Genomic DNA, 13342 nt, shown 5'->3' with positions numbered 1-13342 from the left:
ATGATGCTCGACTTCACCGTTCCCGACAGCCTCCGCAACCTCGCCTCCCCGGTGCCCTCTGCGGCCGACTACCCGGGGCTGGACGACTGGCGCGAGCTGGCCGCCGACCAGCAGCCGACCTGGCGCGACCACCCCGACTTCGCCGCCTCGATCGCCGAGCTCAACGCGGTCCCGCCCCTCGTCTTCGCGGGGGAGGTGGACAAGCTGCGCGACCGTCTGGCCGAGGTCGCCAACGGCCGGGCGTTCTTCCTGCAGGGCGGGGACTGCGCCGAGACCTTCGAGGGCGCCACCGCCGACCGGATCAGCGCCCGGGTCAAGACGCTGCTGCAGATGGCCGTGGTGCTCACCTACGGCGCGTCCATGCCCGTGGTGAAGATGGGCCGGATGGCCGGGCAGTTCTCGAAGCCCCGCTCGTCCAACGACGAGACCCGCGACGGCACGACGCTGCCGACGTTCCGCGGCGAGATGGTCAACGGCTTCGACTTCACCGAGGAGTCCCGGGTCCACGACCCGCGGCGGATGGTGCGCGGCTACCACACCTCGGCCTCGACCCTGAACCTCATCCGGGCCTTCACCACGGGCGGGTTCGCGGACCTGCGCCTCGTGCACGCCTGGAACATGGGTTTCACCACGAACCCGGCCCACGCCCGGTACGAGTCGCTCGCCCGCGAGATCGACCGGGCCGTGAAGTTCATGGACGCGTGCGGCGCGGACTTCGACGCCCTGCGCACCACGGAGTTCTACGCCGGCCACGAGGCCCTGCTGCTGGACTACGAGCGCGCGCTGAGCCGCATCGACTCCCGCACCCACCTCCCGTACGGCACGTCCGGGCACTTCCTGTGGATCGGCGAGCGCACCCGGGAGCTCGACGGCGCCCACGTGGACCTGCTCTCCCGGCTGCGCAACCCGATCGGCGTGAAGCTCGGCCCCAAGACCACCGGGGACGACGCGCTGGCGCTCATCGACAAGCTCGACCCGGAGCGCGAGCCCGGACGGCTCACCTTCATCACCCGCATGGGCGCGAAGAACATCCGGGAGAAGCTGCCCCCGCTCGTCGAGGCCGTGGAGCGCTCCGGCGCCAAGGTCGTGTGGGTCACCGACCCCATGCACGGCAACACCGTGTCCCTGCCGTCCGGGTACAAGACCCGAAACTTCGACGACGTCGTGGACGAGGTCCGCGGCTTCTTCGAGGTGCACGAGGCGATCGGCTCCTTCCCCGGCGGCATCCACGTGGAGATGACGGGCGACGACGTCGCGGAGTGTCTCGGCGGCGCCGACCCCGTCGACGAGTCCTCCTTCCAGGACCGCTACGAGTCGCTGTGCGACCCGCGCCTGAACCACATGCAGTCCCTGGAGATTGCGTTCCTCGTGGCGGGCTACCTCTCCCGCCGCTGAGCGCGGGACCGGCCGACGGGGCCGGGGCCGTTCCTGCCGTCCGCTCAGACGACGGTGAGGACGACCTCGGCCCCGTCCGTCGTCTGGGCCACCACGTAGCCGAAGGGGGCGCCGAGGCTCTCCTCGANGTTCCTGCCGTCCGCTCAGACGACGGTGAGGACGACCTCGGCCCCGTCCGTCGTCTGGGCCACCACGTAGCCGAAGGGGGCGCCGAGGCTCTCCTCGACCCGCGCCGCGAACCCCGCCTCCGCGAGGAGCCGGACCGCCTCGTCCACGGGCCTGCCCAGCACCCCGGGCGCGGAGTCGGCGCGGGCCCCGAGGGAGACGGCGAGGTCCACCGCCGACCCCTCGGCCACCGCCTCGCCCGCCTCGGGGTGCTGGCCCACGACCGTCCCGGCGGCGGCGGCGTCGGCGACCGGGCTCCGGGTGCCGGCCGCCAGCCCGGCGTCCTCGAGGCGCGCCCGGGCGTCCTCCTCGGACATCCCGGTGACGTCGGGCGCGGTGGTCCGCACGGGACCGGTCGAGACCAGCAGGACGACCTGCTCCGCGGAGCGCACCGTGGCCCCGGCCTCCGGGTCGGTGCCGAGCACGGTGCCGGCGGGGGCCACCGGGTCCGCGGTCTCGTGCACGGCGACGTTGCCCAGACCGGCCCCGGCCAGGTACTGCTCGGCGAGCTCCGGACCCGCTCCCCGCACGTCCGGCACGCTCACGGTCCCGCCCGGACCGGAGCCCAGGAGCCAGCCCAGGAACGCCGCCCCGGCCACCGCGAGCGCGACCAGGGCCAGCGTCCCCGCCGCGTGCAGGGGCCGGGTGGGCCGCAGCTCGACCTCGGGCCGCCAGGGGTCGGAGGAGCCGCTCGAGGTCCGCGCCGGCAGCGGCCGGCCGGAGACCCCCGGGGCCCCGGCCCCGGCCGCTACCAGGGTCGCCGCGTGCGGACCCGGCACCCCGGTCCGGCCGGCCGCCGGGCCGAACGCCTCCGTGGGAGCGTCCCGGCCGAGGGTCTCGGTGGGGGCGTCCCGGCCGATGGTCTCCGTGGTGCCGCTCGAACCGAGGGCCTCCGTGGGAGCGCCCCGGCCGAGGGCTTCCGTGGGAGCGGTTCGGCCGAGGGCTTCCGTGGGGGCGCCCGCCCCGAGGGCCGCGGTGGGTCCGACCGCGGGGTCCAGGGCCGCCGTGGCCGCGGCGTCCGGAGCCGGCACGGCCGGGGTGCCGCGGGCGGCGCCGGGTCCCGGGGGGCGGTCGAGCTCCGCGGGCCGCAGACCCGCCCGGACCGACCGGAGCTCGTCGAGGAAGCTGCCGGCGTCGGGCGGACGCCGCTCCGGCTCCCGTGCCGTGGCCCGGGCGACCAGCCGCGCCACACCGGCCGGGAGACCGGGATCGAGGGTGCGCAGGTCCGGGACGGCGCCGTCCGCGTGGGCGCGGGCCACGGCCAGCGGACCGCCCTCGAAGGGACGGCGGCCGGCCAGGAGCTCGAAGAGCAGGATCCCGGCCGAGTACACGTCCGCGCGGGTGTCGACCCGCTGCCCCGTGACGAGCTCCGGCGAGGCGTAGCCGACCGTGCCCAGCACCGTTCCGGTCGCCGTGTGCTGGTCGACGGCGCGGGTGAGACCGAAGTCCGCGACGGTCACCCGGCCGGCGGCGGAGATCAGCACGTTCTCCGGCTTCACGTCGCGGTGCACCAGGCCCTCGCGGTGGGCCGCCGCCAGCCCGTCGAGGACCGGTTCCAGCAGCCCGAGCGCCTCGCCCGGGGGCAGGGCGCCGCGCCGGCGCAGGAGGTCCCGCAGCGTCGAGCCCGCCACGTGCTCCATGACCAGGTACGGCACCCCGTCCGGGGCGTGGCCCTGGTCGAGCACGGAGACCACGTGGGGATGGGACAGCCGCGCCGCCGACCGGGCCTCCCGCACGAACCGGTCCGCCGCGGCCGGGTCCTCGGCCAGGTGGGCGTGCATGAGCTTGACCGCCACGACGCGCTGCAGGCGGGTGTCCACCGCCCGGTACACGGTGGCGGTGCCACCGCGGGCGATCCGCGGACCCAGCTCGTAGCGGCCCTCGAGGACGGTCCCGGTCAGGTGGTCGGGGAGCGCGTGCTGCACGGGATCAGCCTAGGGCGGGGCGCTGTGCGCAGGCTGGGTCGCAGGTCACGGTCCGAACCGCTTGCGGTGGGTCTTGACGCTCTTGACGTACTGCTTGGTGTCGTCGTACATCCCGTACTTCTTCACCCCGTGCAGGCCCTGGTAGTACGCGGCGATGGCCACGTCGGTGCTGGGCGCGGCGCGGCCCAGCTGCCGGATGATGGCCACGCCGGCGGTGACGTTGTCCTGCGGGTCGAGGAGGTCGAGCTCCCGGCCCACGAGTCCCGAGGCCCAGTCCCCGGCGTCCGGGATGACCTGCATGGTGCCCACGGCGTCCGCGGGGGACACGGCCCGGTGGTCGAAGCCCGACTCCTGGTGGGCGTGCGCCAGGGCGAGCGCGGGGTCCACGCCCATCCGCACGGCGGTGTCGTGGACGAGCCGGCGCATCTCCTCGCGCGAGGGCGCGGGGCGGGCGGCGAGCTGCTCGTGGTGGCGGTTGGCGGAGTCCACGACTCCGTCCTCGTACGTGCGGCCCAGGAAGGTGTCGCCGACGGCGCGCTCGGGCGCCGGCCGGGGCTGCTCGGCCCGCTCGGGGGCGGGGGCCTGGGCGGTCCGCACGGTGTCGGGGGCCGGCTCCGTGACCGACAGCCGCTGGCCCGGGCGCAGCAGCGAGTTCACCGTGAGGTCGTTGCCGTCGAGGAGCGACTGGACCGACACCCCGCGCGCCTGCGAGATGCTCCACAGCGAGTCGCCCGAGCGCACCATGTGCTCCGTCCGGGGCGGCTCCGCCGCGGGCGGGGCCGGCTTCTTCGAAGGCTCGGCCGCCGGGGCCGCGCCGCCGGAGAGGCGCAGCTCCTGCCCGGGCAGCAGCAGCGCCGCGCCGGAGAGGTCGTTCCACCGCATGAGTTCGTCCACGGCCACGCCGTGGCGCTGGGCGACCGCCCACAGGGAGTCCCCGGGGGACACGGTGTGCACGGGGGTCTTCGTCGTCTTCTGGGCGGCGAGCAGGGGCGCCGAGGCCACCTGGGCCGTCTGGGCGGGGGCGGCGTGGGCCACGGTGCCCCCGCCCAGGGCGGCGAGGGCGGCGACGGCGGTGACCGCCGACCCCGTCCGGGCGCGGCGCGCCCAGCCGGGGGAGCGGTCGTCCTGCCGCCCGGAGGCCTCGGCGGAGGTCTCGGCGGTGGTGGAGCGCGGTGCGTCGTTCGGGTCGGTCGTGTCGCTGTCGGGGGGATACGGCATGAAGTAACTCTCTGACGCTGATCGGGGAAGGTGCGGAGGTCTCAGCCGGCTCCGCGGGTCGAGCATACCGTGGCGGGCCCGCGTGGCACGGGCACCGGCGGACGTGGCACTCTGGGGGCGTGAAGAACACATCCGGAATCAGCACCGAGGAGTTCGACCGCCTGGACGGTCTCGTCCAGGAGTGGTTGCCCCTGCCCGACGTCGCCGAGCAGCTCGGCCTCGTGGTCACCCGCGTCCACGGCCTCGTCGACGACGGGACGCTCCTCGCCGTCCGCAACCCGCACGACAGCATCCGCCGGGTGCCGGCCGCCTTCCTGCTGGACGGCGCCGTGGTCGACTCGCTGAAGGGCACGGTGGCGGTCCTGCGGGACTCCGGCTTCACCGACGTCGAGGCGATCACGTGGCTGTTCACCGAGGACGAGTCCCTGCCGGGCCGTCCCGTCGACGCGCTGCGGGACGGGCGCAAGACGGAGATCCGCCGCCGGGCGCAGGCCCTGGCCTGGTGACCCGCTCCTGACCGGCGCGCCGGACCGGCCCCGACCGCGGGACCGGCCCGGCGCGCCGGACTCACGACGAGCGGCGGACCGCAGCCGTCGCGAGGCCGCGCAGCGCGGCCATCGGCACGGCGTCGGCCCCGAGCCGGTCCAGCGCGGTGAACGCCTCCCCGCTGAGCCGTTCGATGAGCTCCTCCGTGGAGCCCAGGGCGCCGCACGCCGTGATGAGCGAGCGGAGCTCCTCGACGTCCTCCTCCGTCAGCTCCGGCCGGCCCAGGGCGTCCTCGAGCCGCGCGATCTGCGCCTCGCTGCCGAGCGTGCGGACGTAGCCGACGAGCACCGTCCGCTTGCCCTCGCGCAGGTCGTCGCCGGCGGGCTTGCCCGTGGCCGCGGGATCGCCGAACACGCCCAGGACGTCGTCGCGCAGCTGGAACGCCTCGCCCAGGGGCAGCGCGAACGCGGAGCAGCGCTCCAGGACCGGCTCCGGCGCCCCGGCCAGGGCGGCGCCGAGCACCACGGGGTGCTCCACCGAGTACTTCGCCGACTTGTACCGGATGACGTCCAGGGCCCGCTGCACCGCGCCGTCGCGGTCCTGGCCCCCGCCGGCGACCTCGCCCTGCACGTCGAGGTACTGCCCGGCCATCACCTCGGAGCGCATGAGGTCGAAGACCGCCCGTGCGCGGTGGCCGCCGGGCGCCGTGGTGGTGGCCGCGGCGAACGACTGCTCGCTCCAGGACAGGCACAGGTCGCCCGAGAGGATGGCAGCGGCCACGCCGAAGGCCGGACCGTCCAGGGCCCAGCCCCGGTCCGCGTGCACGGACTCGAAGCGGCGGTGCACGCTGGGGGCGCCGCGGCGGGTGTCGGAGCGGTCGATGACGTCGTCGTGGATGAGCGCGGCGGACTGGAAGAGCTCGAGCGCCGCCCCGGCCCGGACCACGGCCGGGTCCTCCGGGTCGCCGCCCGCCGCCCGCCAGCCCCAGTAGCACAGCCGCGCCCGCAGTCGCTTGCCGCCGGCGGAGAGCGCGACGACGGCGTCCAGCAGCGGGAGGGCGTCCGCCGAGATGCCGCCCAGGACCGCTCGCTGCCGGCCGAAGAACTCCTCCAGCTCCGCGTGCAGCCGCGCCACGAACCGCTCGTCCTCGGCGCGGAAGGCGTCCTGGGGCCGGGCCTGCGGCGCGGTGCCTGCGGGGGCGTCGGGGTGGTGCGGGAGGGGCGGGCACGTCATGGGCGGATCGACCTCGGACTCGGGGTGGCGGCGGACGCCCTCTGCCGGCCGTCCGCGATGTCCGCCCCAGCCTATCGAAGGCCCGGTGAGCGGACCGGGGCGCTCCGCCCGGGCCGGGGCCCGCACCGCGGCCGGGATGTCCGCGCCGAGGGCTAAGCTGTGCCGGACCCGGGAGGAGGACGCGGTGACCGAGACGCCGAGGGACCGGCTGGAGCGCTGGCGGCAGTGCGCCGTGCTGCACGTCGACATGGACATGTTCTACGTCGGCGTGGAGCTGCTCGCGGCCCCCGGGCTGCGCGGCAGGCCCGTCATCGTGGCCGGGTCGGGCGGACGCTCCGTCGTCCTCTCCGCGTCCTACGAGGCCCGGGCGTTCGGCGTCCGCTCCGGCATGCCCCTGGCAAGGGCCCGGGCGATGTGCCCCCGGGCCGTCCTGCTCGAGCCCCACCGGGACGCCTACGACGCCTACTCCCGCCGGGTCATGGCCATGTTCTGGGACATCACCGACCGTGTCGAGCAGATCAGCGTGGACGAGGCCTTCCTCGACGTCGCCGGAGCGGTCCGGCGGCTCGGCCCGCCCGTGGGCATCGCCCGCGGCCTGCGGGCCCGTGTGCGGGACGAGCTGGGACTGACCGCCTCCGTGGGGATCGGCGCCAACAAGACCGTCGCGAAGATCGCCTCCACCCGCTCCAAGCCGGACGGCCTGCTGCTCGTCCAGCCCGAGGACACCGTCGCGTTCCTGGCGGAGCTGCCGGTCTCGGCGCTGTGGGGCGTCGGCGGGCGCACGGCCGAGACGCTCACCGGCGCGGGGCTCAGGAGCGTGGGGGACCTCGCGGCCGCCCCCGTGCCGATGCTGACCCGCCTGGTCGGACGGGCGGCCGGCCACCACTTGCACGAGCTCGCCAACGGACGGGACCCCCGCCCCGTCGAACCGGTCCGCGAGGAGAAGAGCGTGGGCGCGGAGGAGACCTTCCCCCGGGACGTCGCGGACGACCGCGTGCTGCACGAGACCCTCCTGCGGCTCAGCCACCGGACCGCCTCGCGGCTGCGCCGGCAGGGTCTGCGCGCCCGCCGGGTGGGGCTCAAGGTGCGCTGGGCGGACTTCACGACCATCACCCGGTCGCGAACCCTGCAGCATCCCTTCACGTCCGCCCACGACCTCCTCGAGCACGGCGTGGGCCTGCTCGAGGAGCTCGGGGACCGGCCCCAGCCGGTCCGGCTCATCGGCATCCGCGCCGAGCGGCTGGAGCCCGCCACGGACGCCCTGCAGCTGAGCCTGGACGGCCGCGAGGAGGAGTGGGGGGCCGCCGAGCAGGCCATGGACCGGGTGCACGCCCGCTTCGGCGCCGAGCGCCTCGGCCCCGCCCGTCTCCTGCCTCCCGCACCCCGGAGTCCGGAGGGCAACTCGGAGGCTGTTGACAGCCGTGTGCGCGGTGCCAAATCAGCACCCGACGGTCTATCCTGGTAGCAGGCGGCGCCGGAACAGCCGGGGAATCCGCACCCGAAGGATGAGGAGGCATACCGTGCCACTGTCCGAGCACGAGCAACAGCTCCTGGCGCAGCTCGAGAAGCAGCTCCACGCGGACGACCCGAGGTTCGTGACGAACATGGGGTCCCGCGCCGTCAGGGGTGCTTCCACCCGCAACATCGTCCTCGGGATCGTGATCGCCGTCGTCGGCCTGCTCGTCCTCCTGGGCGGGGTCGTCATCGACTCCATCCTGGTCGGGGTCCTGGGCTTCGTCGTGATGGGCGCGGGTGTCTACGTCGCCACGCTGCGCTCCGGCAAGCCGCGCCCCGGCGGGGAGCCCGGCAAGGGCGGCCCGCCCCGCCGCTCGTCGCCCTTCCTGCAGAACCTCGAGGAGCGCTGGGACCAGCGCAACTCCGGGGGCCCGTCCACCTGACCGGCCCCGCCCGGACCCGGAGCCGACCGCAGGGCGCCGCCCGCTCGAACCGACCCGCCCGGCCCCTCCACCTCCCCCCACCCTGCTGCCGCACGGCGGTCTGCAGGGTCCGATCAGCTCCCCGGTGCACCGCCGGGGAGCTTTTTCATGCCCTGGAGGTGCCGCGGCCGCACCCCGGGAGCGTCCGGGGAGCGTTCCTCCACCGTCCTCCCCGCAGCCCGCACCGCGGCGTCCTCCACTCTCCTCCCCGCACCCCTCCGCCGGCGCCCGATGCCGCGGCGTCCTCCACCGCGCTCCCCGACGCTCGGTGCCGGCGCCCCGCACCGCGGGCCCGGGGTGTCCTCCACGCTCCTCCCCGCCGCCCTCCGCCGCGGCGCCATCGTGCCCACCTGGGGCGACGCCCGTCGCGGCGCCCGGGCGCCGCGCCACGCCGCGGCGCCCGGCCCCTGCGTTCGTTGACCGGGGAGTGAAGTGGAGTAAAGTGGGGCGAAGAGATGGATCTGGGAAAACTCTCGGGCTGGAGAGGCGGTGAGCATGTTTCTCGGAACGTACTCACCCCGTCTCGACGAGAAGGGCCGCCTGATCCTGCCGGCGAAGTACCGGGAGGAACTGGCGGAGGGACTCGTGCTGACCCGCGGTCAGGAACGGTGCCTCTACGTGTTCAGCGTCCGCGAGTTCGAGCGGGTCCACGAGCAGCTGAGGGCGGCACCGCTGTCCTCGAAGCAGGCCAGGGACTACATCCGGGTCTTTCTCTCGGGCGCCTCGGACGAGGTCCCGGACAAGCAGGGCCGAGTCACCATACCGCCGCCGTTGCGGGACTACGCCGGGCTGGGCCGGGAGCTCGCCGTCATCGGCGCGGGCACCCGGGCGGAGATCTGGGACGCCCAGGCGTGGAACGACTACCTGAACGAGAAGGAGGCCGTCTTCTCCGAGACCGAGGAGGAAGTGGTGCCCGGGCTCTTCTGAGCGCAGGGCCGCCGAGACCACCGCGGAGCACGCGGAGCCGCTTCCCGGATGAGATCTCCAGCCGCACAGCCGTCACCGTCCTGACTCACCTTCCCCTGAGCCAGGCCGGATTCGAGGGACGGCCAGCGGATGGGGTTCTGATCCTGGAAGGCCCGCCGCCGCACCACGGCGTCGACCCGGCGCCGGCCACCGAAGACCGATCCACCGTCGACCGCCGAAGAGAGGGCCCATGGCGCAACGCCCAGCCGAGCAGCTCCACGTTCCCGTGCTGCTCGAACGGTGCCTGGACCTGATGGCTCCCGCGCTCGGCGAGGACGGCGCCGTGGCGGTGGACGCGACGATGGGCATGGGCGGTCACTCCGAGGCGCTGCTGCGGCGCTTCCCCGGCCTGCAGCTGGTGGCGATCGACCGGGACCCGCAGGCCCACGCGCTGGCCGGCGCGCGGCTCGCCCGGTTCGGGGACCGGTTCCACCCCGTGCACACGACCTACGACCGGATCCCGGAGGCCCTCGGCCGGCACGGGTTCGACCACGCGGATGCGGTGCTCTTCGACCTCGGGGTCTCCTCGCTGCAGCTCGACGAGCGCGAGCGCGGCTTCGCCTACTCCTACGACGCGCCCCTGGACATGCGCATGGACTCCACCGCGCCCGTCACGGCCCAGGACGTGGTCAACGACTACAGCGAGGAGGACCTGCGCCGGATCCTGCGGGACTGGGGCGAGGAGCGCTTCGCCGGTCGGATCGCCCGCGCGATCGTGGCGCAGCGGGCCAGGACCCCGCTGCGGACCACGGGCGAGCTCGTCGAGGTCGTCCGCGGGGCCGTGCCGCAGGGCGCCCAGCACCGCAAGGGGCACCCCGCGAAGCAGACCTTCCAGGCGTTGCGGATCGAGGTCAACGAGGAGCTCGACGTGCTGCGCCGGGCGATCCCCGCCGCGCTGGACGCCGTGCCCGTGGGCGGGCGCGTGGTGGCCATGAGCTACCACTCCCTCGAGGACCGGATCGTCAAGCAGGCCTTCGCCCGCGGAGCCGCCTCGACGGCGCCGAAGGGCTTCCCCGTGGAGCTCGACCAGCACAAGCCCACCCTGCGGGTCCTGACCCGCGGGACGGAGACCCCCACCCCCCGGGAGATCGACGATAACCCCCGTGCCGCCTCCGCGCGCCTGCGCGCGGTGGAGCGCATCCGAGAGCACGTCCCCCCCACAGCACAGAACACGCAGAGGTACACGGCATGAGCGGAACCGGACTCCAGCGACGCCCCGTCCGCCCGACCTCCCAGCGCACGGGCATCGGCGCCTGGGCCGGGCGGCGCGGGCAGCGTCCGCCGGTGGAGGGCACCTCCGCCCGCCAGCTGAGCGACCCGGCGCCGCCCGCCGAGGAGCGGGCCGGGTCGACCCGGGCCCCGCTGTCCGTGGTCCCGGGCCGGGCACGCCGACAGCGGTTCTCCACCGTGGTGCTCAGCCTGGTGGCGCTCGTGGTGGCGCTGGCCTCGATCCTGGTGCTGAACATCCAGATCTCCGGGGGCCAGTACCGGCTCGTGGAGCTGCGCGCCCAGGAGCAGGCCCTCAGCCAGCAGAACGAGGCGCTCACCCAGGACCTCGAGTTCTACAACGCCCCGCAGAACCTCGCGGTGATGGCGACGGACCTCGGCATGGTCCCCGCGCAGGACTCGGGCACGGTCGACGTCACGAACGGGACCGTCGAGGGCGACCCCATGCCCGCGCAGCCCCAGGAGAACCACGAGATCCTGGTCGACCACGCCCACCAGACCGGCTCCGAGGCCGCGGACCGTGCCGCCCAGCGCGCCGAGGACCGCGAGCGGGAGAAGGCGGCGCAGGAGCGGGAGGACGCCGAGCGCAGCGCCCGCGAGGACGCCGCGCCGGCCGGCGAGGCGGACGCGGAGGGCGGCTCCCTCGCGGCCCCGCCGCAGCGCACGCCCGGGGAGTGACCGGGCCACCGGCCCCCGCCCCCGCCGGCAGCAGCCCCCCGGACATCTCCCAGTCGCAACCAGGAACGAGGCAGACACGTGGCACGCGCACGCTCGACGTCCGACGCCCCCCGCGCCCGCGGCATCGGACGCAGCCACATCGGCGTGGTCCTCGTGCTCGGCCTGCTCGTGGTCCTCGGGATCCGGCTCGTGTGGGTGCAGGGCTTCGACGTCGCAGGCCGGGCGGAGGCCGCCGCCGGCGAGCGGTCCCGAACGGAGGTGGTGCCCGCGCTGCGCGGTGAGATCCGCGACACCCACGGCAACGTCCTGGCCCGCACGCTCCAGCGCTACGACGTCACGGTCGACCAGTCCCTGGTGCGCGAGTTCGAGCGTCCCCTGGCCGACGGCACCACCGAGACCGTGACCCCCACGCAGGCGGTGTACCAGCTCGCCGACGCCCTCGAGCTCGAGGACACCGAGGTCAAGGACGCCCTCGACGGCGACAAGCAGTTCGAGTACGTGGCCCGCGGGGTCACGCCCGAGCAGTGGAACACCGTGCGCGAGCTCGGCCTGCCCTACGTGTACGGGCAGCCGTCCTCCGACCGCATCTACCCCAACGGCCCGGTGGGCGGCAGCGTGGTCGGCTTCATGGGCGGGGACGACGAGGCGCTCGGCGGGATCGAGCAGACCCAGGACGAGCTGCTGCGCGGCACCGACGGGAGCCGGACCTTCGAGATCAGCGCCGACGGCGTGCGGATCCCGGTGGCGCCCCAGGAGGAGAGCCCGGTGGAGGACGGCTCCTCGGTGCAGCTGTCGATCGACAGCGACGTCCAGTTCTTCGCCCAGCAGGCCGTCACCGAGCGCGCCGAGGAGCTGGACGCCGAGTGGGGCACGGCCGTGGTCATGCGGATCGAGGACGGTGCGGTGCTCGCGCTGGCCGACTCCTCGACCGTGGACCCCAACGACATCGGCTCCGCCGAGGCGGAGGACCTGGGGGCGCGGGCCGTCACCCAGGCCGTGGAACCCGGCTCCACCCAGAAGATCCTCACCGCGGCGGCCGCCGTGGAGGAGGGCGTGGCCACGCCCCGCACGGAGATCACCGTGCCCCCGTTCCTGGAGATCGACGGGCAGAAGATCACCGACGCCTTCGACCACGGCGAGCAGCGGCGCACGTTCACCGGGATCATCGCCGACTCGATGAACACCGGCACCGTCCTGGTCGGCGGCAAGCTCGCCCCGGAGCAGCGCCACGAGTGGATGCAGCGCTTCGGCGTCGGCGAGACCACGGGCATCGAGCTGCCCGGTGAGTCGCCCGGCATCCTCACGAGCGCGGACCAGTGGGACGTGCGCCAGCAGTACACCGTGCTCTTCGGCCAGGGCGTCGCCCAGACCCCGCTGCGCACGGCGACGATCTTCCAGGCCATCGGCAACGGCGGGGTCCAGGTGGAGCCCCGGGTCGTCGAGTCCGTCGTCGCCCCCGACGGCACCAGCACCCCGGTCGAGCGGCCCGAGGGCGAGCGGGTCGTCTCCGAGGAGACGGCCGAGCAGGTGCTCGACATGATGGAGGTCACCGTCACCCAGGGCGGCGCCAAGGAGGCCGCCGTGGAGGGCTACCGGGTGGGCGGCAAGACCGGCACCGCCGAGGCCCCCAGCCCGGAGGGCGGCTACGACGGGTACACCACCTCCTTCGTGGGCGTCGCCCCCGTCGAGGACCCCCAGTACCTCGTGGCGGTCACGCTCCAGCGCCCCCAGGGCGACGTCCGCGCGATCGGCACCACCCCCACCTTCAGCAAGATCATGGGCCAGGTGCTGCGCCACTACGACGTCCCGCCCTCCACCACCGAGCCCGTGCGGATCCCGCTGCGCACGGACGATCCGGAGGAGGACGAGAGCGAGCAGACGGCGCCGGTGGACACCCCGCCGGGTGTCGAGGCACCCGAGGACGGCAGCACCGGGGCGGACGCCCCGGCCGACGCCGAGGAGGGGCCCGCCGCCGACACGGAGGCCGGCGCCGGGGTCGACGCCGCGGCCGGGACCGGGGCCGCCGGGACCGGCGGGACCGCCCCGGAGGCGTCCCGGCGGGCCGACGAGGGCGACTAGACTTCCATATCGCCGTGCCCGGCCACCCCCCGG

General features: G+C 75.0%; 11 protein-coding genes. 8 read left to right on the top strand and 3 right to left on the bottom strand.

Translation table 11 applies throughout. The features are described from left to right. Positions 1-1395 (top strand): class II 3-deoxy-7-phosphoheptulonate synthase, encoded by a 1395-nt coding sequence (locus tag H488_RS29060; RefSeq protein ID WP_017833702.1) that lies wholly within the window; start codon positions 1-3, stop codon positions 1393-1395. 143 nt (positions 1396-1538) lie between these two features. Here the strand turns inward: H488_RS29060 and H488_RS29055 are convergent, their stop codons facing one another. Together H488_RS29055 and H488_RS29050 are read right to left on the bottom strand one after the other, a co-directional pair. Then, on the bottom strand, positions 1539-3485 hold the full coding sequence (locus tag H488_RS29055; RefSeq protein WP_017833701.1) for a protein kinase domain-containing protein: 1947 nt from the start codon (positions 3483-3485) through the stop codon (positions 1539-1541). Between the two features lie 45 nt (positions 3486-3530). Further along, positions 3531-4703: a LysM peptidoglycan-binding domain-containing protein gene (locus H488_RS29050; RefSeq protein ID WP_017833700.1), complete on the bottom strand. Its 1173-nt coding sequence runs from the start codon at positions 4701-4703 to the stop codon at positions 3531-3533. Between the two features lie 119 nt (positions 4704-4822). Between H488_RS29050 and H488_RS29045 the strand changes: the two genes are divergently transcribed. After that, positions 4823-5209: an Rv2175c family DNA-binding protein gene (locus H488_RS29045; RefSeq protein WP_017833699.1), complete on the top strand. Its 387-nt coding sequence runs from the start codon at positions 4823-4825 to the stop codon at positions 5207-5209. A gap of 61 nt (positions 5210-5270) precedes the next feature. Here the strand turns inward: H488_RS29045 and H488_RS29040 are convergent, their stop codons facing one another. Then, a complete protein-coding gene (locus tag H488_RS29040) occupies positions 5271-6422 on the bottom strand; it encodes a polyprenyl synthetase family protein (RefSeq protein ID WP_017833698.1) in 1152 nt (383 codons plus the stop codon). Between the two features lie 184 nt (positions 6423-6606). Here H488_RS29040 and dinB point away from each other — a divergent pair, with 184 nt between their 5' ends. The 6 genes from dinB (at position 6607) to H488_RS29010 (ending at position 13309) form a co-directional block, all read left to right on the top strand. After that, a complete protein-coding gene (gene dinB, locus H488_RS29035; protein WP_017833697.1) occupies positions 6607-7887 on the top strand; it encodes a DNA polymerase IV in 1281 nt (426 codons plus the stop codon). 55 nt (positions 7888-7942) lie between these two features. Beyond that, positions 7943-8320 carry a DUF3040 domain-containing protein gene (locus tag H488_RS29030; RefSeq protein WP_017833696.1) on the top strand — a complete coding sequence of 126 codons (378 nt, stop codon included), beginning with the start codon at positions 7943-7945 and terminating at the stop codon, positions 8318-8320. Positions 8321-8854: 534 nt separating this feature from the next. After that, on the top strand, positions 8855-9286 hold the full coding sequence (mraZ, locus tag H488_RS29025) for a division/cell wall cluster transcriptional repressor MraZ (RefSeq protein ID WP_031283112.1): 432 nt from the start codon (positions 8855-8857) through the stop codon (positions 9284-9286). A gap of 229 nt (positions 9287-9515) precedes the next feature. Continuing rightward, positions 9516-10517 carry a 16S rRNA (cytosine(1402)-N(4))-methyltransferase RsmH gene (rsmH, locus tag H488_RS29020; RefSeq protein ID WP_017833694.1) on the top strand — a complete coding sequence of 334 codons (1002 nt, stop codon included), beginning with the start codon at positions 9516-9518 and terminating at the stop codon, positions 10515-10517. Continuing rightward, positions 10514-11230, top strand: coding sequence for a hypothetical protein (locus tag H488_RS29015; protein ID WP_017833693.1), 717 nt, complete (start codon positions 10514-10516; stop codon positions 11228-11230). Before rsmH ends, H488_RS29015 begins: the two co-directional genes overlap by 4 nt. A gap of 78 nt (positions 11231-11308) precedes the next feature. After that, positions 11309-13309: a peptidoglycan D,D-transpeptidase FtsI family protein gene (locus H488_RS29010; protein WP_017833692.1), complete on the top strand. Its 2001-nt coding sequence runs from the start codon at positions 11309-11311 to the stop codon at positions 13307-13309. Positions 13310-13342 lie beyond the last annotated feature (33 nt).

Origin of the sequence: Kocuria sp. UCD-OTCP, from assembly GCF_000349605.1 — a bacterium.
In the GTDB taxonomy this organism is placed as follows: Bacteria; Actinomycetota; Actinomycetes; order Actinomycetales; family Micrococcaceae; genus Kocuria; species Kocuria rosea.
Note: the sequence above shows the minus strand (reverse complement) of the source record. Positions and strands in the feature narration are given on the sequence as shown.

Bases quoted from the DNA above. Each gene is read 5' to 3' on its own strand.
- H488_RS29050 (WP_017833700.1), bottom strand. From the start codon at position 4,703: ATGCCGTATCCCCCCGACAGCGACACGACCGACCCGAACGACGCACCG.
- mraZ (WP_031283112.1), top strand. From the start codon at position 8,855: ATGTTTCTCGGAACGTACTCACCCCGTCTCGACGAGAAGGGCCGCCTG.
- H488_RS29015 (WP_017833693.1), top strand. From the start codon at position 10,514: ATGAGCGGAACCGGACTCCAGCGACGCCCCGTCCGCCCGACCTCCCAG.
- rsmH (WP_017833694.1), top strand. From the start codon at position 9,516: ATGGCGCAACGCCCAGCCGAGCAGCTCCACGTTCCCGTGCTGCTCGAA.
- H488_RS29060 (WP_017833702.1), top strand. From the start codon at position 1: ATGATGCTCGACTTCACCGTTCCCGACAGCCTCCGCAACCTCGCCTCC.
- H488_RS29040 (WP_017833698.1), bottom strand. From the start codon at position 6,422: ATGACGTGCCCGCCCCTCCCGCACCACCCCGACGCCCCCGCAGGCACC.